Source organism: Lentzea sp. (genome assembly GCF_036380075.1).
Classification (GTDB): domain Bacteria; phylum Actinomycetota; class Actinomycetes; order Mycobacteriales; family Pseudonocardiaceae; genus Lentzea.
Genome location: NZ_DASVFL010000342.1, coordinates 1 through 24935 on the forward strand (window position 1 = coordinate 1; position 24935 = coordinate 24935).

Sequence of the window (24935 nt, forward strand, 5' to 3'; positions counted from 1 at the left end):
GTCCCCGGCCTGCTCCAGATCGCCGGCTACATCCGCGAGGTGGCCGAGAAGTCGACCAGGAAGCTCGCACCTGCCGACATCGACGCTCTGATCAGGGCGAAGCTCGACCGCCAGGCGATCCTGAGCTACGAGCGGGAGTTCGTCTTCTACGTGCACGAACAGGCGCTTCGACTGCCCGTCGGCGGTCCTGCCGTCATGAGGACGCAGCTGGAACACATCCTGATGATGTTGCTGCGCAGGTACATCACCCTCAGGGTCGTCCCGACTGCCATCGGGGCGCATGCCGGGCTGGCGAGCAACTTCACCCTGCTGGTCTACGAGACGTTCGAACCGGTCGTCTACCTGGAGAACCTGAACACCGGCCTGTTCCTGGAGGACAAGGCGTCGCTGGACATGTACGTCGCCACGTTGAAGGGGCTGGATCGGGATGCCCTGGACCCGGAACAATCGAGGAGGTTGATCACCAGCATGCTTGCCTGAGGAGGCGCTCGATGTCGGCTTGGCGCAAGAGTAGCTACAGCGCATCCGGGAGCGAGTGCGTCGAGGTCGGGTACGGCATCGGCATCCGCGACAGCAAGGCGCCCGCCACCCACCTACCGGTGTCGGAACAGGCGTGGGGCGCGTTCCTCACCTCCGTGTGCGCGATGCTTGCCGACGAACATCGGAACCACTGAGGAGTGATCATGTCGCGCGTTGCGGCCATCGACTGCGGGACCAACTCGATCAGGCTGCTGGTGGCCGACGTCACCAGGCGCGACGACGGCACGGCCTGGCTGCGGGACGTGCACCGCGAGATGAAGATCGTCCGGCTCGGCCAGGGCGTGGACGCCACCGGGCGGCTGCACCCCGAGGCGATCGAACGCACGCGCCAGGCCCTCCTCGACTACGCGCGCACGATGCAGCGCAAGGGTGTGGAGGTCGCACGCATGGTCGCCACCAGTGCCACGCGCGACGCGAGCAACCGCGACGAGTTCTTCGGCATGACCGAGGCGGTCCTCGGCGCGCCCGCCGAGGTGATCACCGGGGACGAGGAGGCGCGGCTGAGCTACCTCGGCGCGGTGGCCGACCTCGACCCGGACGAGGGACCCTTCCTCGTCACCGATCTGGGTGGTGGCAGCACCGAGTTCGTCCTCGGCGGTGGCACGGAGGTCGAGGCCGCGAGGTCGATGGACATCGGCTGCGTGCGGCTGACCGAGCGGTTCATCAAGTCCGACCCGCCCTCGAAGGACGAAATCGCACAGGCGGAAGCGTTTGCGCGTGAGGCGGTCAAAGAAGCGTTCGAAGTCGTCCCGGTAGAGAAGATGAAGACGTGGATTGGCGTCGCGGGCACGGTCACCACATTGTCAGCCCTGGTCCAGGGGCTGGAGGTGTACAACAGCGACGATATTCACCTCAGCCGCATCACACTTGACAATGTTCGTGAAATCACCGACCGTATCCTCTCCATGACGCATGATGAGCGTGCCGCGCTGGGGCCCATGCACCCCGGTCGGGTGGACGTGATCTGCGGTGGAGCGGTGGTCTTGCGCGTGATTGCCGACGAGCTGGAGAATCGCGCGGGTATTCGCACGCTCGTGTGCAGCGAGCACGACATCCTCGACGGCATCGCGTTTTCGCTGGTCTAACCGCGGATTAAGGTCTTCTTGAGGTGATCGTGACGAGTTTGTGACCGCTTTCGGTGCGCGTACTACTGGACGCCCCGGTTAACGTCCTCTCACGTTTTGGGAGGTGGACGAGACCTCCCGGGGAGGCGCGCGCACGCAATATCTGCGGCGGCGCCGGGGAAAGGCGGGAGAGACTGATGTCGCGATCACGGGTTGCGTGGGTGGCTCTGCCAGCCGCGCTGGCCATGACGCTCAGCGCATGTGGCGGCGGCGGTGGCAGCAGCAACAACGCTGCCGATGGCAAGGACAACCCGGACGGCACGGTGTCGATCTACGGCACCGAGCCCAAGAGCACGTTGTTCCCGGCGAACACGACCGAGGCGGGCGGTGGCAAGGTCACCGACTCCCTGTTCTCGCGTCTGGTCGGGTACAAGACCGAGGACGGCGCCCCCTACAACTTGATGGCCGAGTCGATCACCTCGAGTGACGCCAAGGTGTACGACATCAAGATCAAGCAGGGCTGGAAGTTCCACGACGGCACCGAGGTCAAGGCGAAGAACTTCGTCGACGCCTGGAACTGGGCCGCGTACGCGCCGAACGCTCAGCAGGCGGCATCGTTCTTCGCCCCGATCGCGGGCTTCGAGGACGTCCACCCGGCCGACGAGAACGCCAAGCCGGCGAAGGACAAGATGTCCGGTCTCGAGCTCGTGGGCGACTACGAGTTCAAGGTCACCCTCAACGGTCCGACCTCGGTCTTCACGACGATGATCGGCTACACGCCGTTCTCGCCGATGGCCGACTCGTTCTTCGCGGACCCGAAGGCCGCCGAGGCCAAGCCGATCGGCAACGGCCCGCTCAAGTTCGTCTCCCGCACGCCGAACGCGCTGATCAAGATGGAGCGCTTCGACGACTACAAGGGCGAGGACAAGGTCCACTTCAAGACCTTGGACTACAAGATCTACTCCTCCCAGGAGACCGCGTACCAGGACCTGGTCGCCGGCAAGCTGGACTTCATGGAGGCCCTGCCCCCGTCGGCCAAGGTCGGCGAGAAGTACAAGGCCGACCTGGGCGACGCCGTCGTGACCGCGAACCTGCTCGGCCAGAGCGCGATCGCGTTCCCGCAGTACATCGACGCCTTCAAGAACGTCAAGCTGCGCCAGGCCGTCTCGATGGCCATCAACCGGGAGCAGATCACGAAGACCGTGCTGGCCGGCTCGTACGTGCCGTCCACCAGCTTCGTCTCGCCCGGCATCAAGGGCTACCGCGCCGACACCTGTGGTGAGTACTGCAAGTACAACCCGGAGAAGGCCAAGGAGCTGTTCAAGGAGTCGGGCTTCACCGGCAAGCTGACCATCCAGTCCAACCAGGACGGTGGCCGCAAGGAGCCGCTCGAGGCGGCGTGCAACAGCATCAAGCAGACGCTGGGCGTGGACTGCGAGTTCGTCGGTGCCACCAACTTCGGTGCGTTCCGCCAGATCGTCGACGGCAAGCAGCTGACCGGCATGAGCCGTTCCGACTGGTCCGCCGACTACCCGTCGATCGAGAACTTCCTCAACCCGCTGTACCGCACGGGTGGGTCGTCCAACGACTCGAACTACTCGAACCCGCAGGTCGACGAGCTCCTCAAGAAGGCCGACCAGACGGCCAACGAGGACGAGGCGATCAAGATCTACCAGCAGGCCGAGGACATCATCGCCAAGGACCTGCCCTCCATGCCGACCTGGAACGAGAAGGGCATCGGCGGTCGCTCCAAGAACCTGCTCGACGCCAAGATGTCGTTCAAGCGTCAGGGCGCCCTGGAGTCGTTCCGCGTCAAGGCCTGATTGCTCAACACCTGAGTTCTGAACACCCGTCCGGCCCCGCGTCCCTCGAGCGTTACGGGCGCGGGGCCGGTGCGGTGTTCCAGGACCTTGGGCGCCCCCCACCACGCAAGGAGCCGACCTCATGGGTCGCTATGTGCTGCGCCGTCTGCTGCAGCTGATACCGGTCTTCCTGGGGACCACCTTCCTGATCTACGCCCTCGTCTGGGCGATCCCGCAGGACCCCTTCGCGGGCAAGTGCGGCCAGCGGCCGTGCGATCCGGCCTACATCGCCGAGATGAGCCAAAAGCTCAACCTGAACGACCCGTTGCTGGTCCAGTACTTCAAGTACCTGGGCAACCTGGTCGTCGGTGACTTCGGCACCACCTTCAACGGCATCTCCGTCGGCGAGCAGATCAGCACCTCGTGGCCGATCACGCTCAAGATGGGCATCATCGCGCTGATCATCGAGGCCGTCATCGGCATCATCGCCGGCGTCCTCACGGGCCTGCGCAAGTCGGGCTTCCTGGACAACCTGGTCCTGGTCTCGACGCTGTTCCTGATCTCGCTGCCGGTCTTCGTCACCGGTTTCGTGCTGCGGCTCTACCTCGGCCCGCAGGGCTTCGACCTGATGGACACCTCGGTCAGCTCCGACCCGACGTTCGGCGAGCTGATCCTGCCCGGGTTCGTGCTCGGCAGCCTCTCGATGGCCTACGTCGCCAGGCTGACCCGCTCCAGCATCGTCGAGAACCGGCGCTCCGACTACGTGCGCACGGCCATCGCCAAGGGCCAGCCGCAGACCCGCGTCGTCGGCATCCACCTGCTGCGCAACTCGCTGATCCCGGTGATCACGTTCCTCGGCACCGACCTCGGCAGCCTCCTCGGCGGCGCGATCGTCACCGAGGGCGTCTTCAACATCAACGGCATCGGCGGCCTGATCTTCCGCGGCATCCAGGAGAAGGAAGGCGTCATGGTCACGGGCATCGTGACCCTGCTGGTGCTGGTGTACCTGCTGATGAGCCTGCTCGTCGACCTCCTGTACGCCGTTCTCGACCCGAGGATTCGCTATGAGTGACCCAGGATCCGTGTCCGGTGGAGCCGGACTCGAGGCGTCCGCGGCGGCCGGTGTCGACCAGGCCAGCCACGTCGACGACTCGTCGCAGAAGCAGCGCAAGCCCCGCTCGCTCTGGAGCGACGCGTGGGGTGAGCTGCGCCGCAAGCCGACGTTCATCATCTCGCTGGTGATCATCGCGGTCATCGTGCTGATGGCGATCTGGCCGACGCTGTTCACGTCGGTCGACCCGCGTGCCGCCGACCTCGACAAGTCGCTCCAGGCGCCCTCGGGCGACGCGTGGTTCGGCTACGACCTTCAGGGCTACGACGTCTACGCCCGTGCGATGCACGGCGCCCGCGCGTCGCTGCTCGTCGGCATCTTCGCGACGGTCCTGACGGTGCTGATCGGGTCGATCATCGGCATCATCGCCGGCTACGCGAAGACGTGGCTCGACTCGGTGCTCTCGCGGTTCGCCGACATCTTCGCCGGCATCCCGTTCGTGCTCGGTGCGATCGTCATCCTGACGACGCTCAACGCGCCCACGGAGAACCCCGGCGTGGCCAGGATCATCACCCAGGTGGTGCTCTCGATCGCCGTGCTGTCGTGGCCGGTGGCCATGCGCATCATGCGGTCGGCGACGCTGGTCGCGAAGCAGCAGGACTACGTCAAGGCCGCCCGCGGTCTCGGCGCGTCCCCGCTGCGGATCGTGTTCCGGCACCTGCTGCCGAACACCGTGGCGCCCGTGCTGGTGTACGCGACGATCGCCCTGGGTGCCTTCATCGGCGCCGAGGCGACGCTCGCGTTCCTCGGCATCGGCCTGCGCCCGCCGGTCGTGTCGTGGGGCGTGATGATCTCCGAGTCGCGCGACTACTTCCAGTCGGCTCCGCACATGCTGCTGTTCCCCGCGGGCTTCGTCACGATCACCGTGCTGGCCTTCGTCATGCTCGGCGACGCCGTGCGCGACGCCCTCGACCCCAAGTCCCGATAGGGGAACCCTGTGACTCAGCCATTGCTGGAGGTCGAGGATCTCCACGTGGAATTCCGCACCCGCGACGGCGTCGCGAAGGTGCTCAACGGCGTCTCGTACCACGTCTCGGCGGGCGAAACCCTGGCCGTGCTGGGCGAGTCCGGTTCCGGCAAGTCCGTGACCGCCCAGACGATCATGGGCATCCTGGACACGCCGCCGGGGTTCATCACCAACGGCACCATCAAGTTCCGCGGTGAGGACCTGCTGACCAAGTCGGCGGACGAACGCCGCGAGGTGCGTGGCGAGGGCATCGCCATGATCTTCCAGGACGCGCTGTCCGCGCTGAACCCCGTGTTCACGGTCGGGTTCCAGATCGAGGAGCAGCTCAAGGTCCGCCGCGGGATGTCCAAGGCGGACGCCCGCAAGCGCGCGGTCGAGCTGCTCGACCAGGTCAAGATCCCGAACGCCAAGGGCAGGGTCTCCGACTACCCGCACCAGTTCTCCGGCGGCATGCGGCAGCGCGCGATGATCGCGATGTCGCTCGCGCTCGACCCGGAGCTGCTGATCGCGGACGAGCCCACCACCGCTCTGGACGTCACCGTGCAGGCCCAGATCATGGACCTGCTGGCGGAGATCCAGAAGGAACGCGACATGGGCATGATCCTGATCACCCACGACCTCGGCGTCGTCGCCGACGTCGCGGACCGGATCTCGGTCATGTACGCGGGCCGCATCGTCGAGCACGCCGACGTCTACGAGCTGTTCCGCGCGCCGGGACACCCGTACACGGAGTCGCTGCTCGAGTCGCTGCCCCGCGTGGACCTGCGCGGCCAGGAGCTCAAGACGATCAAGGGTCTGCCGCCGTCGCTGACCAACATCCCGCCCGGCTGCCCGTTCAACCCGCGCTGCCCGCGCGTGTTCGACCGGTGCGTGACCGAGGTCCCTGCCGTGCACAACCTCGGCATGGGCCGCACCAGCCGGTGCCACATCGCGGAGGAGGTCGTCGCTCGTGACTGAGCCGATCCTCGAGGTGGAGAACCTCGTCAAGCACTTCCCGGTCCGCGTCGGCGTGCTGTTCAAGCGCACCGTGGGCCACGTCAAGGCAGTCGACGGCGTCTCGTTCTCGCTCAACAAGGGCGAGACCCTGGGCGTCGTGGGCGAGTCGGGCTGCGGCAAGTCCACGCTGGCCCAGGTGCTGATGCGCCTGGAACCGCCGACGTCGGGCGTCGCGAAGTTCGAAGGTCGCGACATCTTCGGCATGAAGGGCTCGGAGCTGCGCAAGCTGCGCCGGGACATCCAGATCGTGCTGCAGGATCCGTACACGTCGCTGAACCCGCGCATGACGGTCGGCGACATCGTCGGCGAGCCCTACGAGATCCACACCGAGGTCGCGCCCAAGGGCGACCGGCAGCGCAAGGTCCAAGAGCTGCTGGAGACCGTGGGTCTCAACCCGGAGCACATCAACCGGTACCCGCACCAGTTCTCCGGCGGTCAGCGCCAGCGCATCGGCATCGCCCGCGCCCTGGCGTTGAAGCCCAAGGTGATCGTGTGCGACGAGCCGGTGTCCGCTCTGGACGTGTCGATCCAGGCGCAGGTCATGAACCTGCTGGGCGACCTGCAGAACGAGATGGGCCTCTCGTACGTCTTCATCGCGCACGACCTGTCGGTGGTCCGCCACCTGTCGGACCGCGTCGCGGTGATGTACCTCGGCAAGATCGTGGAGATCGGCACCGAGGACGAGATCTACGAGCGCCCGATGCACCCGTACACGCAGGCGCTGCTGTCGGCCGTGCCGGTGCCGGACCCGACCCAGCGCGGACGTCGTGACGTCATCCGCCTGACGGGTGACGTGCCGTCGCCGATCGACCCGCCCTCGGGCTGCCGGTTCCGCACGCGGTGCTGGAAGGCGCAGGACATCTGCGCGACCGAGGTGCCGGAGCTGGTGTCGCGCAACGGCGGTCACCCCGCCGCGTGCCACTTCGCCGAGGAGCGCGCGGTCGTCTGACCGTCGTCCTTCAGCTGGCTGAGGGGTCGTGCCCGCGGGCGCGGCCCCTCAACTCGTCGTAGGGCTTCCCGCGGGACGCGCGAGGTCCGTGATCGACACCCCGGGACCCACCTCCCGCTCCCCGACCTCCACGAACCCGCGCCCGCGGTACAACGCGAGCGCCGGCTCGTTCTTGCTGCCTGTCGACACGGTCTGCGGCCCGTCGGGCAACCCGTCGAGCAACCGCGACGCGATCCCTCGACGAAACGCCCGCGGGTGCACCACCAGCCGGCAGATGTCCACAGTGGACCCGTCGAGCCGGTAGGACACCGCACCCGCCAGCCCCTCCTCGTCGTGCAGACCGAGGAAGGTCTCGTCGGCGCCGCGCAGGTCGTCGAGCGACTCGTGCAGCGGCGGGATGCCGTCGAAGCCGATGATCCCGGCTTCGACGGCGTACGCCAGCCGCTGCACCGTCCACAGCTCGCGCAGGACGGCGTCGTCGGACAGGTCCAGGATCACGTGTTGGACGAGTTCCGGACGAAGTTCGCGAGGTCCTCGGACTGCTGGATCCGAGACGGCTCGTGGACGTACATCATGTGGCCGGCCGGGTAGTAGGCCGACTCGATGTTCGCCGTGAGCTCCTTCGGGATCTGCAGGTGCGCGATGAGGTGCTCGGCCGCGAAGTACGGCGTGGCGCCGTCGTACCAGCCGAACGCCACGTGCACCTTGAGGTGCGGGTTCGCCCTCATCGCCGCCGACAGCTTGCCCGCGGTCGTGACGTGGCGGCCCTCGAACTCCTTGTACGACCACTGCTCGATGACCCGCGAGAGGACCTCGTACGGCAGGTCGCTGGAGTAGCCCAGCTCGGAGTGCACGTAGTGGTTGAGCGTGGCCGAGTACGGGCCGACGATCGCGTCGATCGACGGGTCCGCGGAGATGCCCTCGCGGCCGTAGTCGGTGTCCCAGCCGGTGAAGCGGGAGTCGATGCGGCCGACGGTCTTGCGGTCGCGGCGCAGCAGCTCGGTGAAGAACCGGATGTGCTCGATGCGCAGGTCGACCGCGTCCACGTACTCCTCGGTCAGGCCGGTGAGCCGCGCCAGCTTCTCGACCGTGGCGGCGCGCTCGGCGTCGGGCAGCCGGTTGCCGCGCGCGAGGGCGTAGGGGTAGTCGCGGACCGCGAACTCCTCGGCCTCGGCGAGCACCTCCTTGAGCGGGCGGTCGCCGTGCAGGCCGTGGTAGTTCGCGATGGCCGCGTACGTGGGCAGGAACAGCGTGTAGGCCAGGTCGTGGCCCTCGTTGAACTCCAGCGTCGCGAAGTCGAGCACCGAGGAGATCAGCATGAGCCCGTTGAGGTACATGCCGTGCTTCTTCTGCAGCTGATCGGCCAGGCCGGCGGCGCGCAGCGTGCCGTACGACTCGCCGCAGAGGAACTTCGGCGACATCCACCGGCCGTTGCGCGAGGTCCACAGGCGGATGAGCTCGGCGATCGAGTCGATGTCGGGCTGGTAGCCGTGGAAGCTGCCCGGCTTCTCGCCCTTGGCCGCCCGCGAGTAGCCGGTCGACACCGGGTCGATGAACACGAGGTCGCTCTCGGCGAGCAGCGTCTCCTCGTTGTCCGCGATCCCGTACGGCGGCGCGGTCAGGTTGCCGACGTCGCCGCTGAGCACCCTGCGGGGCCCGAGGAGCCCCATGTGCAGCCACACGCTGGCGGAACCCGGTCCACCGTTGAACGCGAACGTCACGGGCCGCTTGAGCGGGTCGGCGCCGTCGAGCGTGTACGCGGTCAGGAACACCTCGGCCTTGGGCTTGTGGCCCTCGAACACGCCGTCCTTGAGGACCTCCTCCTTGAGCACGACACGCCCGGTGGTCGCGGTGTAGCTCAGTTCGCGGCCCTTGACGGTGATGCTGTGCTGGGTGGTGACGAGGTCATCGGACGGAGACTCGGGCTTTTCTTCGGTCTTCTCCTCGGACATGGGAGCAACACTACGGAACTCGACGAGCGGATAACGGCCTGCCGAGCGTGCCCCCGCCTGGTGGTGTGGCGCGAGTCGGTCGCCGTCGAGAAGCGGGCCGCGTTCCGCGACCAGGAGTACTGGGGCAAGCCGGTGCCGGGCTTCGGGCCGATGGACGCCTCGCTGCTCATCGTGGGCCTCGCCCCGGCCGCCCACGGCGGCAACCGGACGGGCCGGATGTTCACCGGCGACCCGTCCGGCGACTTCCTCTACCGGGCCCTGTACGAGATCGGTCTCGCGTCACAGCCCCGGGCGTGGTCGCGGGACGACGGCATGGAGCTGTACGGCGTGCGGATGGCCTCGCCCGTGCGGTGCGCGCCGCCGGACAACAAGCCGACGGCCGAGGAACGCGACAGGTGCTCGCCGTTCCTGCAGGAAGAGATCGCGCTGATGCCGAACCTGCGGTCCGTAGTGGTGCTGGGCGGGTTCGGCTGGAAGGCGTTCCTGCCGCTGCTGGGGCCGGAGCGGCCGAAGTTCGGGCACGGCGTCGAGGTGGAGATGGGCGGGCTGCGCGTGTTCGGCTGCTACCACGTGTCGCCGCACAACACCTACACCGGCAGGCTGACCCAGGAGATGCTGCAGGACGTCCTGCGACGGGCCGTCAGCCCTGCCTAGGATGCGCGCCGTGGAGTTCTGGGACACCGGCACCTACGGCGTGCAGCCGCCGCTCACGTCCGCAACCGTCGCCGCTGCGGAGAAGGTGCTCGGGGTGCGGCTGCCCGAGGCGCTGCTGGAGCTGCTGCGGGTGCAGAACGGCGGCACGGTGGTCTCCGGGCGATCCGCGTTCCCCACGACGTCAGCGACCTCCTGGGCGCCCGACCACGTGCCGTTCGACTCCGTGCTGGGGATCGGGCCCGAGGGGAACGCGCTGACGTTGCTGGACACGCCCTACCTGGTCGAGGAGTGGGGCCTGCCGTCGCCCGTCGTGCTGCTGACGGGGGACGGCCACTGGTGGATCGCCCTGGACTACCGGGAGTGCGGGCCCGAGGGGGAGCCGTCGGTGGTGTGGCTCGACGCGGACGACGAGTCGGAGCTGGCGTTGGCGCCCGACCTGCGGACGTTCCTCGACGGGCTGGTGCCGGCGGAGCGGTTCGAATAGCCGCGGACGAGCTGCCAGAAGGCTGAGTTTCACCCGGACGTGCTGATGTATCCGCTACCACCACGCTGTTCCGCAAACTAAGATGTTCCATGTGTCGCGGAACGGTAAGGAACGTGGAACGACCGAGGTAGAGCTCGTCATGGCGGCCTTCGAGGCCATCCGGGTCGTATTGCCGTCGACCTGGACCATCGAACTCAGCAGGCTGGTGGCGTTGGATGCGGCCGGCAACCACAAGCCGGACGGCGCGTTCGTGATCACTGCTCCGGATGGATCCGAGACCACGGTGCTGCTCGAGTGCAAGGGCGTCATCGTGCCGAGGGACGTTGCCAGGGTCGCGCAGCAGCTGGAGCGGTATGCAGAGGCGGCGAAATCGCAGGGCATCACAATCGGTGGATTGGTCGTGGCCGCTCCGTTCCTGTCCCCGACGACTCGTGCGCAGATGGAACAGCACCACCTCATGGGCTGGTTCGATCTCACGGGGAACCTGCGGCTGAGAGTCGAAAAGCCCGCTGTCTTCCTCGATCGTGCGGGGGCGAGTCGGAGCGGCTTCAGGGATCCGGCCGATCGGTTGCTCAGGTCGTTGAAGGGACCGGCGGCGGCCAAGGTCGTCCTGGAACTGTGCGAAGTCCCGGTTCCCGTCGGAGTGCGCGACCTCGCGGGGAAAGCACGGGTCGGCGTCGGAACGAGTGCCCGAGTGCTCGAGCTGCTCGACCGGGAGGCCGTCATCACGAGGGACGGGGACGGAGCGGTGACCTCCGTGCGCAAGCAGGCGCTGGTCGAGCGCTGGGCTCAGGACTACAAGGTCATGGCGTCCAACGAGGTCATCACCACCCTGGATCCACGTGGCCTCGACCACGCCTTGTCGACGTTGCGCACTGCGGACTCGCGGGTCGCGTTGACGGGATCCGCCGCGGCGCGGGCCTACCTGCCGGTGGGACTGGTGGCAGTGGCGCCGTTGCTCTCGCTGAGCCTGTACGCCGAAGATCCGATCGGGATCATGGGCCTGTTGGGGCTTCGGCCAGTCGAGCGGGGCGTGAACGTGCTCGTGATGCGGCCGTATGACGAGGTCGTCTTCGCGAAATCGCGCAACGTCGACGGGCTCGACTACACCGCTCCGGCGCAAGCGGTGGCAGACCTGGTCACTGGACCAGGTCGTTCGACGGAAGAAGCCGAGCAGTTGCTCGCCGTGCTCGGCGACACCGAAGCAGGATGGAACGAATGATCTCACCGGAGTACGTCCAGGCGCGCACCGTGTTGCTGGACGCCCTCGAGGGTTTGGGAGCTCACCGGGACGCGCTCGTCCTCGTCGGCGCACAGGCGGTGTACCTGCACTCCGGTTCCGCCGACTTCGCGACCGCACCGACGACGACGGACGCGGACCTCGCGCTCATCCCCGGAAAGCTGGCGCACGAACCTTCCGTCGTGGATGCGATGCGTGCGGCGGGGTTCGTCCCGGGCAACCAGCCGGGGAGTTGGTTGGGCCGAGGTGGAATCGCGGTCGATCTGATGGCACCCGAGAGGTTGTGCGGCGGCAGTCCGAAACACCGCTCCGCGCGCCTTCAACCGCCGCACGACGACAAGCTGACCGCTCGCAGGACAGCGGGGCTGGAGGCGGCGGTGGTGGACAACGACGTCCGAGTCGTCGCCGCGTTGGACGCCGTGGACTTGCGATCATTCGAGATCAAGGTCGCCGGACCTGGCGCACTCGTCGTCTCCAAGGTCATCAAGATCGCCGAGAGGCGGGAACAGCCCCACCGGTTGAAGCCGAAGGACGCGTTGGACGTGCTTCGCCTGCTCCGAGCTGTGCCCGACTTCACCGGGTTGGCACAGCGCTTGCGCGGCCTGGCGTCGAACGAGTTGTCCCGCGCGGTGACCGAGAAGGCACTCGTTGAGCTGCGCGAGCTGGCGGCAGAGACGGACGACCTCCTGCCATCGCTCGCCGCGGAGGCCGAGTCCGTGTTCGGGGACCCCGACCAGATCAAGTTGTCGATGGTCCTCTTGGCCGACGACCTGCTGCGGGAACTCGACGGGCTGGTGCCGGCGGAGCGGTTCGAATAGCGATACCCGCGAGTTCGCCAAAGGATCGTCCCGCTCCGCCCGAACCGTGTAAGGCTGCACGGCATGAAGTGGTGGCGCGCGGGAGCGGCGGTGGCGGCGTTGCTGATCGTCGTCGTCGCGGCCAGCGGCGCGTCGCCGATCACGCTGGTCAACCGCCTCGACGACCGCCCGCCGCCGCAGAACCGCGAACCGGGTGTCGACCTCACGCTGCCGCAGGACCTGCCGGACGTCATCGCCGTGCCGTTCACGGTGTTGCTGCTGGTCCTCGTCGGGCTCGTCCTGTTCGGACTGGTCGGCATCGTCCTCGCCATCGAGCTGCCCCGCTGGCGGCGCCGCCGGGGCAGTCGCGGCATCGAGGTCGAGGGCCACGACGCCGAACCGGCGCCCGTGATCCGGCGCGTCGAGAAGGCGCTGCAGGAGTTCACCGCCCACCCGCGACGGCCGCCGCGGGACGCCGTGATCGCCGCCTGGCTCGCGCTGGAGTCGACCGAGCCGAGGAAACCGCACCAGACGCCCACCGAGTTCACGAACGGGCTGGGCGTCGACGCCAACGTCCTGAGGGACCTCTACCAGCGCGCCCGGTTCGGGCACGAGGACGTGACGCGCGACCAGGCCGAAGAGGCACAGCAGGAACTCAGCCGCATCATCCGGGAGCTCACGTGAGAACCGTGCTGGCACTGGTGGTCGGGACGGTCATCGGCGTGGTCGTGTGGTGGCTCGGCGCGTCACCGGCGTGGGCCGCGGCGCTGGCCGTGCCGCCCACCGCGTTCGCGCTGCTGGTCAGCAGGCTGCCGCGGGCCACGGACATCGTCTGGAGCGCCGACCCGCCGCCGCCCGGTTCGATCAGCTCCGCGCACGCCAGCACGCTCGCGAGCCGGTTGCAGGAGGCGGCGGAGAACCCGAGGCGCTACCAGGAGCGGTTCCGCGCCCGGCTCGCACGACTCGGGATCGACGCGGCCGAGATGCCGGATCCGAAGGACCTCGCGGAAAGGCTCAGGAGGGTCGAGTGACCATCGAACTGGAGGCGAAAGCCGTCCTCGACGCGATCGGCGAGGTCGTCGTCGGGCGCACGCGGACGGTGCGGCTCGCGCTCGCCGCCGTGCTGGCGGGCGGGCACGTGCTGCTGGAGGACGTGCCGGGCCTGGGCAAGACGCTGATCGCGCGGTCGCTCGCGCAGGCGTTGAGCCTGGAGTTCCGCCGCCTGCAGTGCACGCCGGACCTGCTGCCCGCGGACGTCACCGGGTCGTTCCTCTACGACCCCGGCAGCCGCGAGTTCGAGTTCCACCAGGGGCCCGTGTTCACCGGGCTGCTGCTCGCCGACGAGATCAACCGCACGCCGCCCAAGACCCAGTCGGCGCTGCTGGAGGCCATGCAGGAGCGGCAGGTCACGGTCGAGGGACGCACGTTCGGGCTGCCGCGGCCGTTCCACGTGCTGGCGACCTCGAACCCCGTCGAGTACGAGGGCACCTACCCGTTGCCCGAGGCGCAGCTCGACCGGTTCCTGGTGCGGCTCGACATCGGCTACCCGCCCCCGGACGAGGAGGTCGAGGTCCTGCGCCGGCGGATCGCGCGGCAGCGCGAGGACGCCGAGGTGCCGCCGGTGTTCGCTCAGGGGCGTCTCGCCGAGCTCCAGGCCGAGCTCGAACAGACCACAGTGGACGACGATCTCCTGCGGTACTGCGTGGATCTCGCCGTGGCGACGCGGAGGCACCCGTCCGTCGAGGTCGGTGCGTCACCGCGCGGCGCCCAGGCGCTCGTGCTCGTCGCCCGCGCTCTGGCCACTTTGGACGGACGGGCGTACGTCACGCCCGAGGACGTCAAGGAGTGCGCGGTCGCCGCTCTCGCGCACCGGCTCGTGATGAAGCCCGAGACGTGGACGTCCGGCGTGAACGGTGTCCAGGTCGTCACCGAGCTGCTCGGCAAGGTCCCGGGCCCACCCAGCGCATGAGCAGGGCCGACAAGATCCGGGAGGCCTTCGCCCAGTCGCACGGCGCGCACTGGCACCCCACCGACGCCTACTCGCGCGCGGTCTGGCTCGGCGTCGGGCTCGTCGCCGCCGGGCTGTTCCTGCACCAGGTGGAGCTGGTGCTGTTCGGCGTGCCGCTGGTGCTGTCCGTGCTGCTCAGCCACAAGCCGAAGGGCACTCCGACGGTCAGCGTCCGGCCGGTGCCGCGCGGCGCGGGCGCCGGAGTGGTGCACACCGTCGCGCACGTCGACGGCGCGGACGCCGAGATCGCGGTGGTCAAGCTGCCCGGCGGGGTGAGGGCCGTCCCCGCGCACTCGCCGGACCTGCCCGTGGAGATCCGGCGCGACGCGTGGGGACCCGGCGTCGACCTGCGCCTCGACCACCTCTTCGCCGGACCTGACGGCATGCACGTCTACGGGCCGATCGTCGGCACCGAGCACGTCCGCACGATCCTGCCGCCGGTCGAGCACCACCCGTCCGGCCCGCTGCCGCCGCGGCCCGCGGGCCTGGTCGGCGTCCACCGGTCGCCGCGGGCGGGCGACTCGACGGAGCTGCGCGACATCCGCGCGTTCCAGCCGGGGGACCGGCTCAAGCGCATCGACTGGCGCGTCACCACCCGCACCGGCACGGTCCACGTCCGCGAACGGCACGCCGAGGCCGACGCGGAGGTCGTCCTGGCGCTCGACACGCGCCAGGACGTCGGTCCGGCCGTCGCGGACTGGTCGTCACCCCATTACGGCGCCACGACGCGTCCTGACGGCAGCTTGGACCGCGCGGTGCGCCGTGCCGCGTCGATGGCCGCCGGATACCTGCGGCAGGGCGACCGGGTGGCGTTGACGGACCTCGGCCGGCCGCAGCTCAACGTCCGGGCCGGGGTGGGGCGGCGGCACCTGATGCGGATCCGCACACAGCTCGTCGTGTGCGTGCAGGCCGCCGGGTGGGCGTCACGGGTGGCGTTGCGCAAGCTGCCGCACGGGTCCGTCGTCGTGCTGCTGTCGCCGTTCCTGGACGACGAGATCGCCGAGCTGGCCGTGCAGACCCGCAAGCACGGCCACGTCGTCCTGGCGATTGACACGCTGCCGTCGCCGCTGCTGCCCGACCCGGAGGCGCCGTGGGGCGAGGTGGCCGCCGAGATGATCGCGGCGGAGCACCGGCTGAGGCTGCGGCGCATGGCCGAGCACGGGGTGCGGGTGACGTCCGAATGCTGACGAGACTGGCGATCGTGCTCGCCGCGCTGCCCGTGGCGGTGATCCTGCACCTGGAGGCCGACTCGATTGCTCCAGTGGTGATCGTCGCGGCGCTGACGGTCGTGACGGTGCTGATGCCGGGGAGCGCCGGAGCGGCGTTGCTCATCGGGTACGCGGCGCTCGCGATGGCGTTCGGCGAAGGGCACCCGCTGAGGCTCGGTGTTCTGTTGTTGATCCCCGCGTTACACCTCATTCACGTGACTTCCGCCATCGCCGCGGTCGTTCCGGTGAAAACGAAGATCGAGCCCGCTGCGCTGAAAGCACCGGCCCGCCGGTTCGCCATTGTCCAATTGATCTCGTTCGGCTTCGCGGCGTTCGCCGCGTTCATCCCGTCGGGTGCCGCGATCGGGCTCGTGGAGCTCCTCGGACTGGGTGCTCTGACGGTCCTCACCGGGGTCGTCGCGCTGAGGATCTGAATCGGTCCTCTCAGCGAGAACACCTCAACTTCCGCTCAACTCCCAGGTCAGCCCCGATCGTGTCCCGCATCACCTGGCGACGGTAGTCACAACAGCCCCTCCGGACGCGCGAAAAAGGGGGTCGTGGTGCCACCATGTGTGTATGGCTGCTGTGAAGTCGCAACCCACGCGAATCGTCATTGTCGGCGGTGGGTACGTCGGTATGTACACGGCTCTCGGACTGCAGAAGAAACTGCGTTCCGGTGAGGCTTCCGTGACGGTGATCGACCCGCAGCCGCACATGACCTACCAGCCCTTCCTGCCCGAGGCGGCGGCCGGCTCGATCGAGCCGCGCCACGTCGTCGCCCCCCTGCGCAAGGTGCTCAAGCGCTGCCACGTCGTCACCGGCCGCGTCACCAGGATCGAGCACGCGCGCAAGATCGTGACCGCCGAGCTGTCGGACGGCCACGTCGAGGAGATCGAGTACGACGTGCTCGTCTCCGCGCTGGGTGCGATCTCCCGCACGCTCCCGATCCCCGGCCTGGCCGAGGTCGGCATCGGCATGAAGACGATCGGCGAGGCGATCTACGTCCGCAACCACGTGCTGTCGCGCCTGGACCAGGCCGCGAGCACGAACAACGCGGACCTGCGCAAGAAGCTGCTCAGCTTCGTCGTGATCGGTGGCGGCTTCGCGGGCATCGAGACGCTCGCCGAGCTCGAGGACATGACGCGGTATGCGCTCAAGTACTACGAGGGCATCAAGCCCGAGGAGATGAACTGGGTCCTCGTCGAGGCGATGGGCCGGATCATGCCCGAGGTGTCCGCCAAGCTCGGCGCGTGGACCGTCGAGGCGCTGGAGAAGCGCGGCATCAAGATCTACCTCGACACCCGCGTGAAGTCGCTCGAGGGTGGCCACGTCATCCTCGACGACGGCACCGAGTTCGACTCCGACACCATCATCTGGACCGCCGGCATGAAGGCGAACCCGGTGCTGCGCAACACGGACCTCCCGCTCGACGAGCGCGGCCGCGTCCGGTGCACCGCCGCCATGCAGGTCCAGGGCCTCGACGGCGTGTGGGCCGCCGGTGACTGCTCCGCGGTGCCGGACCTCTCGCGCACCGACGAGGACCCGACGGCGACGTGCGTGCCGAACGCGCAGCACGCCATCCGCCAGTCGAAGCTGCTGTCCAAGAACATCGTCGCGTCGCTGCGCGGCCAGAAGCCGAAGGACTACTTCCACAAGTACCTCGGCTCGGTCGCGGGCCTTGGCCTCTACAAGGGCGTCGCGGACGTGTTCGGCCTGCGCTTCAAGGGCGTGCCGGCGTGGTTCATGCACCGCAGCTACCACGTGGCGTTCATGCCGACCGTCAACCGCAAGCTGCGCGTGCTGATGGACTGGACGCAGGCGCTGTTCTACGGCCGCGAGGTCGTGGCGCTCGGCCAGATCAACGACCCGAAGTCGGACTTCGACCGCGCGGTGCAGTCCTGACCGCTTCCGCGAGTGACGTCCGCTTTCACTCTCTGTGAGTGACGAAGTGCCCCGAATGAGACCTCATTCGGGGCACTTTTCTGCTCCTCAGGCGGAACTTGAGCCCCCGTTCGGCGTAAGCTTCGAGGGCTGCCTTGACATTGCGTTACGTGTTTCGGAGACTACGGCTGGTGCATCACCTGAATGCGTGATTCGCCATGTGGGGAGAGAGGTGAACCCGATGTCTCTCGAGGAGCTGGCCGCACAGCTTCGTCGCGGTGAGATCGAGGACCCCGCGTTGGCGCAGTACGCCGCGGAGTACGCGCAGGCGGGGCAGAGTTTCCGCAGCAAGAAGGACGATTGAGGTCAGCTGACGGGCGGGTGCCGGGTGCCCCGTCCGAGGCTGCTCGACCCCTGCTCCTGCAGGGGCAGGACTACCTCTTCCGCTCACCGCCCAAGTGCCTGGACTTCCAGGAACAGGTCCACCGCCTCGGCATGGTCGACGAGGGCGACGGCAACCCGCAACCCTGCGTGCTCGTCCTGGCCCGCGCCGCCGACATGGAGATGAACGAGCTCTCCATCGCACTGGCCGAGCGCGGCATCCGGATGGCCCGCATCGACGCCGACCGCTGCGTGGACCTGCCGCTGTCGGTCTACACCGACCAGCCGCTGGTCGAGCTCGACCGCTGGCTCCTGCGCCCCCTGCTGGTGTGGCGCCGCCACTTCGAGCTCTCCGCCGTCCCCGTCGAACCCGGAACCCTGGCCGGCGCCTACGCCGTCGACCAGTGGGCCTCAGTGGCCAACTGGCTGTCCTCCCGCTCCGACTGGGCCCACGTGAACCCGTCGCGCTTCTCGACGCACCTGGACCGCCTGACACAGCTTTCCGACGCCGCCGCGTTCGGTCTGAGGATCCCCCGCACCGCCGTGACGACCCGGCCGGGCCGAACCCGCCCCGGCGGCGGCCGCTGCATCGTGAAGACGGCAGGCCGCCACCTCCTGGAACCACGACCGGGCGTCCAGCACGGCCTCTTCCCGCGCCCGCTGGAGACCTCCCGAGCCTCGGACGCCCCGGAGCCGGCGCCGGTGATCGTGCAGGAGTACGTCCCGTCCGACACGGAGCTGCGCGTGTTCGTCGTGGGCGAGCATTGCATCGCCTACCAGGTCGACAAGCTCGACCCGGCGCAACTCTGGGTGGATCCCGACGCGGTCCGCGTCACGCCCACCCAGGTCCCGACGTCCCTCTCGGACCGGCTGCTGGCCCTGGCCCGCCACTGGCGGGTGCAGGTGGCGGCGTTCGACCTGCTCGTGACCGGCTCCGAGCACGTGTTCCTGGAGATCAACGTGAACTGCGACTGGCGCTGGTTCGAGCACCGCGCGGGCGACAACTCTGTCTCCACGGCCGTGCACGACTGGGTGGCGCTGCGCTTCAAGGAGCTGCTCGGAGCGGGGAGGACACGGTGACGTTCGGGTCCGTTCGACGCTTACCCGGATGCTCGCTCCAGTCCAATTCGCTGGGCCGCTCGGGCGAGAAACGACCATCCGCTCACACAAGCTGACGATCAAGCCCTAGGCTCACCGCGCCCCCGTAGCCCAATCGGTAGAGGCAGGTCCCTTAAAAGGATCACAGTACGGGTTCGAATCCCGTCGGGGGTACCAACTGGATCCGCACAAGGATCGGGTACCTGACCAGGCGTTTCACTCTCTGCGGCCACTGCTTCGGCAATCCGTTCGGCCGTATTGGCTACCTCCGAAAGATGCTGGGAGGGGAGTCGGAGAGTAACCAGAAGTTGATCATGGTCATCGTTCAGGCGGACGCCGAGCTGGGTGATCTTGAACAGTCGCCGTAGCAGCAGGTCAGGTGCCTTGCTCAGGTTCGCGACCAGGTACGGAAGGGCGTCGAGCAGGGCGATGTCCTCGGGTTTCGGCCCGGTTGGCACTGGTGTACCAATCACTGTGTCTTTCGTCACCAGCGTCCGCCGCTATTCGTCCAGTTCGTTGTAGGTCTGCCGCAGCCCACGGCTGAACGCGTCGTCGCCGTCCTGCGCCTGGCGGAGGATCGCAGCCTGCCGCCGTTCGATGTCGGCGAGCGCTCGCTCGACCCGCTCTGCTTCAGCGCGCTGCTGTTCGGCTTCACGGTCGTCGACGGCCGCTAGATCGGCTTCGAGCAGGGCGCGCCGCTCCGGACCGAACACGCGATCCGTGAAGAAGGCCGTAATGCCCTCCATGATCGCGTCCTCGCGGACATAGACCACCTCGGCATGGTCGGAGTACTTGTCGGGCCGTCCGCGGTTGTTGCTGCGCGCTGAGCACATGTAGTAGACGCGCTTGTTGCGGAAGCTGCCGTACATCCGCCGGCCACACGCGTCGAACACCATGCCGCGCAGCAGGTACGTACGCGTGGCCGTGCAGTGCACGCTCGCATCGTCGTCGCGTGAGCCCTGCCTCGCCCGCCGCTTTGCGGCCATCTCGTCGAACATCCACTTCGGAATCAGCGGCTCGTGCACAGGCTCGGGCGACCAAACCCACAGAACCGGCGAGTTGACCTTCCCGCGCTTCGACCACGTGGCCCGCCGGTTGAACACCTGAAACCCGGTGTACTTCGGGTTCCGCAGGAGGTCGCAGACACTGGACTTGCTCCAAGCGCCTCGCGCCCGCGCCTTTCTGGGCGGTTGAGGTGGCGGGTATTTGGCCAGGTCGGCGTTGAGCAGATCGGCAATCGTGCCGTAGCCCAGGCCCTGGTGGTGACGCCACATCGCGATCTGGGTGACGGCCTCGGCCCTGATGCCGTCCGGCTCCAGCCGCGTCTTCGTCTGCCCCTTGGCGGTCTTGGTCGGGTTGGGATGCCGGTAGGTCTTGGCCTTGTATCTGTACGGAGGCTTACCGATGTTCCAGCCCTTACGGACGTGCGTGCACAACCCGCCCCACGACTGCTCCAGCGTGTTGAGCACCTCGTACTCGGCCACGGACTGATTGATCCGCCGCTGCAGGATTCGTTGCGCCCGGCTGCCGGTCAGCGTGATCGGCTTGTTGGAGGTGAACAGCGGGACTTCAACCCACTCCAACTCGCGTTCGATTGAGAGCCCTTCGTACGTGCGCCGAGCCACATAGCAGCAGGTCAGGGGCCTCGCGAAGGTTCGCGGACAGGTGCGGGAACAGGTTAGGCGACGCAGCGTCTCCGGCTGCCTGCCACACGCGTCCGGCGTGCCGGTTATGTGGCATCGTCACAGTTTGGGCGTCTTCTTGGTCAGCTTGATGAACCAGGCTGCGGCCGCTCCGCACGCAGAGGCGACGCCGACACCGGTAGCGGAGGCCCACGATCCGCTGCTTGCCCATGCAATCAGCCCAAGACCACCGCCCGCCAACAGGATCCACGGCACTGGGAACCACTGCGCCCGCCGGGCCAGCACCAGGTAGCGCTTCAAGCGCTCGTCCGACTCGGTCGCCTGGGAGAGCTGACGGTCCAACAGGTCCAGCAGATCCGCGGGCACGATGTCGGCGCGCGGGGTGACCGTCTCCACGACCGGTGCCGGCTCGATGTCGGCGACCATCCTCCTCCGGCTCAACATCCACCACGTCACTGACAGGCCGAGCACCGCGGCGACCAACCCACCGAACGGCGTTCCGTTACCCATGACCACCCCTCTCGAACACTGCTCGTACACCGTCGATTGTGGTCACCTTTGATGTTGAACTTCTTGCTAGCGCTGGGGGGAACGGACCCGACTTCAGGACTATCTCCTAGCGCTGCGCGTAACCCCAGCGCTAGGGCTGACGACAAAGCACCCGGCGATCGACGATCACTGCACAACGCAGGACCGATTGCACGGGAGGTGAACGATCGTGGTGCTGACCGCGTGGTTGTCGCGCCGCGAGTCCCGGGCGGCTCCGCAGCGACGGAACCTCATGCTGAGGGTCGTCGGCGTCGATCCGAAGTTGTTGACCGGCGACGACAACCCCTCGGGCCCCGCGGATCGCACCCGGTACACCGTCATGGGGATGTCGGTCTGCGTGACGGCGATCTTCTCGGGGTGTGCGCTGGTCATCGCGCTCACGTTGGCGACCGGCAGGTTCAACGCGGTCTACCCGGTGCTCGGGTTGATCTGGGCCCTGTTCATCTTCAACGTCGACCGATGGGTAGTCAGTTCCGTCGACTACGGTCGGCTTGACGAGTCCGGTTCGCCACGTTGGAACGCGGTCTTCGGCGTGAGTCGCCGGGTGGCGCTGCTCGTCGTCCGCCTCTCGATCGCGGTGCTGATCGGGGTGTCCATCTCGGAACCCGTGATCATGCTCGTCTTCAGTCACGAACTGGAGGCGAAGTTTGACGACGGGCACGCTCGCCGGACCAGGGAGATCACCGACGAGGTCAACGCCGACCCGTACTGGGCAACTCTCTACGCGAACGAGTACAGCCGCTTGGAGGTTGCGAAGAAAGAGGTCTCCGACGCGGCAACGGCCGTCGCCCAGGCGAACTCGGCACTTGACGCGGAGCAGGGAGGGTGGGCCGGCACCGGGCAGATCGGGTTCGGCGACCGCACCAACGAGCGCCGCGGCGATCTCAAGAGAGCCCAGGAAAGGTACGACAAGGCCGTCACGGATCGCGCGAAGGCACAGTTCGACTACGACATCGCGAAGGTGTCCTCCGACGAGAAGCGCGCCGGCGAACTGACTCGCAGGCTCGACGATCTGAACCGGCCCCACGGCATCGGCGACCGTGAACGCGCTCTGGCCGAATTGGCGCGGCAGGATCCGTCGGTCCGCGTCATGCAGAACGTCATGCGCGGCTTGATCCTGCTCGTGGACCTCGCCCCGCTACTGCTCAAGCTGACCTCGCCGCGGTCACCGCACGAGCGCAACCTGAAGGCGCGGGTGCGTGACCAGCTCGTCCGGCACGATCGCCGTCTCGCGCTGGCCGCGGACGAGGAAGACCAGAAGGACCGGTACCGCCACGACCGCTCGGTCGCCCACGACAAGGTCGTGGTCGACAACCAGTTCCGGATCGAGGGGGAGCGGGAGGCACGCGACACCGACTTCGAGATCCGAAGCCTCGTCGCGAGCCATGCCGAACGCGTCCGCGGCAGTGGTCTGGATGCCGTCGACGACGTCGGCTTTCATCACTCAAGCCAACCGGAAGCCTCGCCGTCGGGAGGCCCGTCGACAATTGATCCCCAGGAGAGCGCGGTCTGGGACCGGGCGGCCACCGGTCCCGTCGTGGACCAGCAGTGGCAGCTCCTCTGGCACATCGAGAACGCTGACCTGGCACTAGCCTGGCGCACTCCGTACCTCGCTCGGCACGTCTCCGACACTTCGGCCACGCCCGAGCTCGTCGCGGTGAAGCGCGTCGACCTGCCCGAGCGACGCCGGAGCAGCACTGGGTGGCGTGAGGTGAACTCGCTGCCGTCGGACGGCACCGAGATAAGCCCGTACGTCACCCGCGTGCTGCACGCGGGCTACGACCCGAAGTTCGGCTGGTTCGTCGTCACTCCTTTCTATGCCAACGGAACGGTGCAGAAGCTGATGGACGAGGCGACGGACGTCCTCACCCTCTCGCGGGCGTTGACGATCACCGAGCAACTATTGCGGGGGCTGTTGGCCGCCTTCACCCACGACGGCAAGAACCTCGTGCACTTCGACATAAAGCCGTCGAACATCGCATTCGACGACGCTGGTCAGGTTCGGATCATCGACTGGGGGCTGGCCGAAGCGATCGACCGGGACCACAGCGCCACTCTCGACGGCGCGCACGGGTTCTCCCTCTGGTACGCCCCGCCTGAGCAGATCAACGCCAAACCGGGTGGCAACTCAAACTGGGTTTCCCCGCTGTGCGACATCCGCGCGGTCGGCGCCGTTCTCTACGCCATGATTACCGGACAGCCGCCTCTCAAACTCGAGGCGAAGTGGGCGGGCCTGCTCGACGACGAGGGCGTCAAACCCGGTTCTGACAACGAACTGGCCAGCCTCATCACCGGCGCGAAACCCGTTCCGCTGAGCGACTTCTTCGCCGTCAACGGCTTGGACACCGATGCCCTTGCACCGCTGTCGCAGCTGCTCGGCCAATGGCTGCACCCGCGCGCCACGCGTCGCGTCGGACGAGAGGGTGATGAGCCGGTGCATGAGTCTGCGCTGCGTGAGCTGGCCGCCGTCGTGGAGGGGCTGCGCCGGGCTGACGTGGTGCACATGGAGGTCGGCGCCCACGCCCTGCCAAACGTGCCTGCTCCTCGCCCGATGGCGATGGGTGACGCCCCGAACGCGGACTTCGATTTCGGGCGGAACGCTGCGACGGCGATCGAATCGTTGCCGAAGGAGGGTTTTTGATCATGAAGGAAGTTGTGGGGTTCTTGCTGCTCCTCCTTCTCGTTCTGGCGGTGAACATGATGATCGTCCGGCGTCTGGTGCCCTTCCTGGTCGAGCGCTACCTGGCCCGCAGGCCAGCCGAACCGTGCCGGTGTGGCCATACGGTGGTGAGCGAGGAGCACGAGGGCGTACAGCGATCCGGACGCGAGGTCGTCGAAGTCCGCACCGGCCATGAGCCGCCCACCGTCATGATCGACACTCCTCCGGTCGAGCCACGGCTCCTGAAGTGCAAGCCTGTCGAACCGACACGTGCGGAGCTGTCGCGCGAGGTCGTGCTGTTCGACCAGGCCGGTCCTCCCGACCTGGTTCAGCGGGCCGAGCGCCCGCCCACCGCGTCGCTGCGTTCCACGACGGGGCCGCTCGTCGACGTTCTTCTCACCAAGGACGTCGTGGAGGTCGGCCGCTCGCCCGAAAGCGATGTGCTGGTGGACGCGACTACGGTGAGCCGTCGGCACTTTACGCTGCTCTACCGGGACGGCCGATGGCATCTCCGCAGCCGTGAGACGGGTAACGGCACGTTCGTCAACGGGGTGTCCGCCGCCCCAGGCGCCGCGGTGGCGCTGGAATCCGGTGACCGGATCGGGATCGGCCGGGAGGTTGTGCTGGTGTTGCGGACTCCGCAGGGAGCGGTCGAGAAACTCGTTCTGTCGGCCGCCGCGGCGAGCCACCGCGGCGAGCGAGAGCACAATGAGGACAACTACTTCACGAGCAGCGCGTTCGTTACGGTCGCCGATGGCGTCGGCGGACGCCCGGACGGCGAGGTCGCGTCCCGGCTCGCGGTGGAGATGGCCGCCGACATGAAGGATCAGCTCGCACCCGCGGAGATGGTCGCGGTGATTGACGGCGCCATCAAGGACCGCAGCGGCGGCAACAGCATGGCAACCACGTTCGACGGCGCTCAGCTGTGCAAGGTCGATGGCCGGTACATCAT

General features: G+C 67.8%; 26 protein-coding genes and 1 tRNA gene. 23 read left to right on the forward strand and 4 right to left on the reverse strand.

Annotation, left to right across the window (positions count from 1 at the left end):
* The 8 genes from VF330_RS36415 to VF330_RS36450 all read left to right on the forward strand — a co-directional run.
* A partial coding sequence (locus tag VF330_RS36415) for a DUF5753 domain-containing protein (protein WP_330856288.1) occupies nt 1–480 on the forward strand: 480 nt, incomplete at its 5' end.
* Nucleotides 481–491: 11 nt separating this feature from the next.
* Complete coding sequence (locus tag VF330_RS36420; RefSeq protein WP_330856289.1) at nt 492–674, forward strand: DUF397 domain-containing protein; 183 nt, start codon at nt 492–494, stop codon at nt 672–674.
* 9 nt (nt 675–683) lie between these two features.
* The gene (locus VF330_RS36425; protein ID WP_330856290.1) at nt 684–1625 is read left to right on the forward strand and encodes a Ppx/GppA phosphatase family protein; all 942 of its coding nucleotides are present in this window, start codon (nt 684–686) and stop codon (nt 1623–1625) included.
* Nucleotides 1626–1801: 176 nt separating this feature from the next.
* A complete protein-coding gene (locus tag VF330_RS36430) occupies nt 1802–3427 on the forward strand; it encodes an ABC transporter substrate-binding protein (protein ID WP_330856291.1) in 1626 nt (541 codons plus the stop codon).
* A 121-nt stretch (nt 3428–3548) separates the two neighbouring features.
* Nucleotides 3549–4478, forward strand: coding sequence for an ABC transporter permease (locus VF330_RS36435; RefSeq protein WP_330856292.1), 930 nt, complete (start codon nt 3549–3551; stop codon nt 4476–4478).
* A complete protein-coding gene (locus VF330_RS36440; protein ID WP_330856293.1) occupies nt 4471–5445 on the forward strand; it encodes an ABC transporter permease in 975 nt (324 codons plus the stop codon). The genes VF330_RS36435 and VF330_RS36440 overlap by 8 nt, the downstream gene beginning before the upstream one ends.
* 45 nt (nt 5446–5490) lie before the next feature.
* Nucleotides 5491–6441: an ABC transporter ATP-binding protein gene (locus tag VF330_RS36445; protein WP_330856294.1), complete on the forward strand. Its 951-nt coding sequence runs from the start codon at nt 5491–5493 to the stop codon at nt 6439–6441.
* Nucleotides 6434–7429, forward strand: coding sequence for a dipeptide ABC transporter ATP-binding protein (locus VF330_RS36450; RefSeq protein ID WP_330856295.1), 996 nt, complete (start codon nt 6434–6436; stop codon nt 7427–7429). The genes VF330_RS36445 and VF330_RS36450 overlap by 8 nt, the downstream gene beginning before the upstream one ends.
* Before the next feature lie 48 nt (nt 7430–7477).
* Here VF330_RS36450 and VF330_RS36455 read toward each other — a convergent pair whose 3' ends face one another.
* Nucleotides 7478–7927, reverse strand: a complete 450-nt coding sequence (locus VF330_RS36455; protein ID WP_330856296.1) for a GNAT family N-acetyltransferase — start codon at nt 7925–7927, stop codon at nt 7478–7480.
* The gene (locus tag VF330_RS36460) at nt 7924–9381 is read right to left on the reverse strand and encodes a S10 family peptidase (RefSeq protein ID WP_330856297.1); all 1458 of its coding nucleotides are present in this window, start codon (nt 9379–9381) and stop codon (nt 7924–7926) included. Before VF330_RS36460 ends, VF330_RS36455 begins: the two co-directional genes overlap by 4 nt.
* Before the next feature lie 60 nt (nt 9382–9441).
* Here VF330_RS36460 and VF330_RS36465 point away from each other — a divergent pair, with 60 nt between their 5' ends.
* The 13 genes from VF330_RS36465 (at nt 9442) to VF330_RS36525 (ending at nt 19309) form a co-directional block, all read left to right on the forward strand.
* Nucleotides 9442–10035, forward strand: coding sequence for a uracil-DNA glycosylase (locus tag VF330_RS36465; RefSeq protein WP_330856298.1), 594 nt, complete (start codon nt 9442–9444; stop codon nt 10033–10035).
* Nucleotides 10036–10045: 10 nt separating this feature from the next.
* On the forward strand, nt 10046–10519 hold the full coding sequence (locus tag VF330_RS36470; RefSeq protein ID WP_330856299.1) for an SMI1/KNR4 family protein: 474 nt from the start codon (nt 10046–10048) through the stop codon (nt 10517–10519).
* 139 nt (nt 10520–10658) lie between these two features.
* Nucleotides 10659–11741, forward strand: coding sequence for a hypothetical protein (locus VF330_RS36475; protein ID WP_330856300.1), 1083 nt, complete (start codon nt 10659–10661; stop codon nt 11739–11741).
* Nucleotides 11738–12577, forward strand: a complete 840-nt coding sequence (locus tag VF330_RS36480; RefSeq protein ID WP_330856301.1) for a GSU2403 family nucleotidyltransferase fold protein — start codon at nt 11738–11740, stop codon at nt 12575–12577. The genes VF330_RS36475 and VF330_RS36480 overlap by 4 nt, the downstream gene beginning before the upstream one ends.
* A 63-nt stretch (nt 12578–12640) precedes the next feature.
* Nucleotides 12641–13240, forward strand: a complete 600-nt coding sequence (locus VF330_RS36485) for a DUF4129 domain-containing protein (RefSeq protein ID WP_330856302.1) — start codon at nt 12641–12643, stop codon at nt 13238–13240.
* A complete protein-coding gene (locus VF330_RS36490) occupies nt 13237–13587 on the forward strand; it encodes a hypothetical protein (protein WP_330856303.1) in 351 nt (116 codons plus the stop codon). Before VF330_RS36485 ends, VF330_RS36490 begins: the two co-directional genes overlap by 4 nt.
* Nucleotides 13584–14525 (forward strand): MoxR family ATPase, encoded by a 942-nt coding sequence (locus VF330_RS36495; RefSeq protein WP_330856304.1) that lies wholly within the window; start codon nt 13584–13586, stop codon nt 14523–14525. The genes VF330_RS36490 and VF330_RS36495 overlap by 4 nt, the downstream gene beginning before the upstream one ends.
* Nucleotides 14522–15751 (forward strand): DUF58 domain-containing protein, encoded by a 1230-nt coding sequence (locus tag VF330_RS36500; RefSeq protein WP_330856305.1) that lies wholly within the window; start codon nt 14522–14524, stop codon nt 15749–15751. The genes VF330_RS36495 and VF330_RS36500 overlap by 4 nt, the downstream gene beginning before the upstream one ends.
* A complete protein-coding gene (locus VF330_RS36505) occupies nt 15745–16206 on the forward strand; it encodes a hypothetical protein (protein ID WP_330856306.1) in 462 nt (153 codons plus the stop codon). Before VF330_RS36500 ends, VF330_RS36505 begins: the two co-directional genes overlap by 7 nt.
* A 142-nt stretch (nt 16207–16348) precedes the next feature.
* On the forward strand, nt 16349–17674 hold the full coding sequence (locus VF330_RS36510; protein ID WP_330856307.1) for an NAD(P)/FAD-dependent oxidoreductase: 1326 nt from the start codon (nt 16349–16351) through the stop codon (nt 17672–17674).
* 220 nt (nt 17675–17894) lie between these two features.
* The gene (locus tag VF330_RS36515) at nt 17895–18017 is read left to right on the forward strand and encodes a hypothetical protein (RefSeq protein ID WP_269083663.1); all 123 of its coding nucleotides are present in this window, start codon (nt 17895–17897) and stop codon (nt 18015–18017) included.
* Nucleotides 18014–19114, forward strand: a complete 1101-nt coding sequence (locus tag VF330_RS36520) for a hypothetical protein (protein ID WP_330856308.1) — start codon at nt 18014–18016, stop codon at nt 19112–19114. The genes VF330_RS36515 and VF330_RS36520 overlap by 4 nt, the downstream gene beginning before the upstream one ends.
* Nucleotides 19115–19232: 118 nt before the next feature.
* A tRNA-Leu gene (locus VF330_RS36525) sits at nt 19233–19309 on the forward strand.
* 323 nt (nt 19310–19632) lie between these two features.
* On the opposite strand, the gene VF330_RS36530 is transcribed toward VF330_RS36525, so the two are convergent.
* Together VF330_RS36530 and VF330_RS36535 are read right to left on the reverse strand one after the other, a co-directional pair.
* Entirely contained in the window at nt 19633–20757 is a 1125-nt protein-coding gene (locus VF330_RS36530) for a recombinase family protein (protein ID WP_330856309.1), read from the reverse strand.
* 117 nt (nt 20758–20874) lie between these two features.
* Entirely contained in the window at nt 20875–21285 is a 411-nt protein-coding gene (locus tag VF330_RS36535) for a hypothetical protein (protein WP_330856310.1), read from the reverse strand.
* 208 nt (nt 21286–21493) lie between these two features.
* Here VF330_RS36535 and VF330_RS36540 point away from each other — a divergent pair, with 208 nt between their 5' ends.
* Entirely contained in the window at nt 21494–23965 is a 2472-nt protein-coding gene (locus VF330_RS36540; protein WP_330856311.1) for a DUF4407 domain-containing protein, read from the forward strand.
* Nucleotides 23966–23967: 2 nt separating this feature from the next.
* Nucleotides 23968–24935, forward strand: a 968-nt coding sequence (locus tag VF330_RS36545) for an FHA domain-containing protein (protein WP_330856312.1), incomplete at its 3' end; no start/stop codon positions are given.

What these genes read in the sequence shown, in the direction of transcription:
- VF330_RS36475 (WP_330856300.1), top strand. Translation starts at nt 10,659, where the DNA reads ATGGCGGCCTTCGAGGCCATCCGGGTCGTATTGCCGTCGACCTGGACC.
- VF330_RS36425 (WP_330856290.1), top strand. Translation starts at nt 684, where the DNA reads ATGTCGCGCGTTGCGGCCATCGACTGCGGGACCAACTCGATCAGGCTG.
- VF330_RS36510 (WP_330856307.1), top strand. Translation starts at nt 16,349, where the DNA reads ATGGCTGCTGTGAAGTCGCAACCCACGCGAATCGTCATTGTCGGCGGT.
- VF330_RS36535 (WP_330856310.1), bottom strand. Translation starts at nt 21,285, where the DNA reads ATGGGTAACGGAACGCCGTTCGGTGGGTTGGTCGCCGCGGTGCTCGGC.
- VF330_RS36430 (WP_330856291.1), top strand. Translation starts at nt 1,802, where the DNA reads ATGTCGCGATCACGGGTTGCGTGGGTGGCTCTGCCAGCCGCGCTGGCC.
- VF330_RS36435 (WP_330856292.1), top strand. Translation starts at nt 3,549, where the DNA reads ATGGGTCGCTATGTGCTGCGCCGTCTGCTGCAGCTGATACCGGTCTTC.
- VF330_RS36460 (WP_330856297.1), bottom strand. Translation starts at nt 9,381, where the DNA reads ATGTCCGAGGAGAAGACCGAAGAAAAGCCCGAGTCTCCGTCCGATGAC.
- VF330_RS36420 (WP_330856289.1), top strand. Translation starts at nt 492, where the DNA reads ATGTCGGCTTGGCGCAAGAGTAGCTACAGCGCATCCGGGAGCGAGTGC.
- VF330_RS36500 (WP_330856305.1), top strand. Translation starts at nt 14,522, where the DNA reads ATGAGCAGGGCCGACAAGATCCGGGAGGCCTTCGCCCAGTCGCACGGC.
- VF330_RS36505 (WP_330856306.1), top strand. Translation starts at nt 15,745, where the DNA reads ATGCTGACGAGACTGGCGATCGTGCTCGCCGCGCTGCCCGTGGCGGTG.
- VF330_RS36485 (WP_330856302.1), top strand. Translation starts at nt 12,641, where the DNA reads ATGAAGTGGTGGCGCGCGGGAGCGGCGGTGGCGGCGTTGCTGATCGTC.
- VF330_RS36480 (WP_330856301.1), top strand. Translation starts at nt 11,738, where the DNA reads ATGATCTCACCGGAGTACGTCCAGGCGCGCACCGTGTTGCTGGACGCC.
- VF330_RS36515 (WP_269083663.1), top strand. Translation starts at nt 17,895, where the DNA reads ATGTCTCTCGAGGAGCTGGCCGCACAGCTTCGTCGCGGTGAGATCGAG.
- VF330_RS36440 (WP_330856293.1), top strand. Translation starts at nt 4,471, where the DNA reads ATGAGTGACCCAGGATCCGTGTCCGGTGGAGCCGGACTCGAGGCGTCC.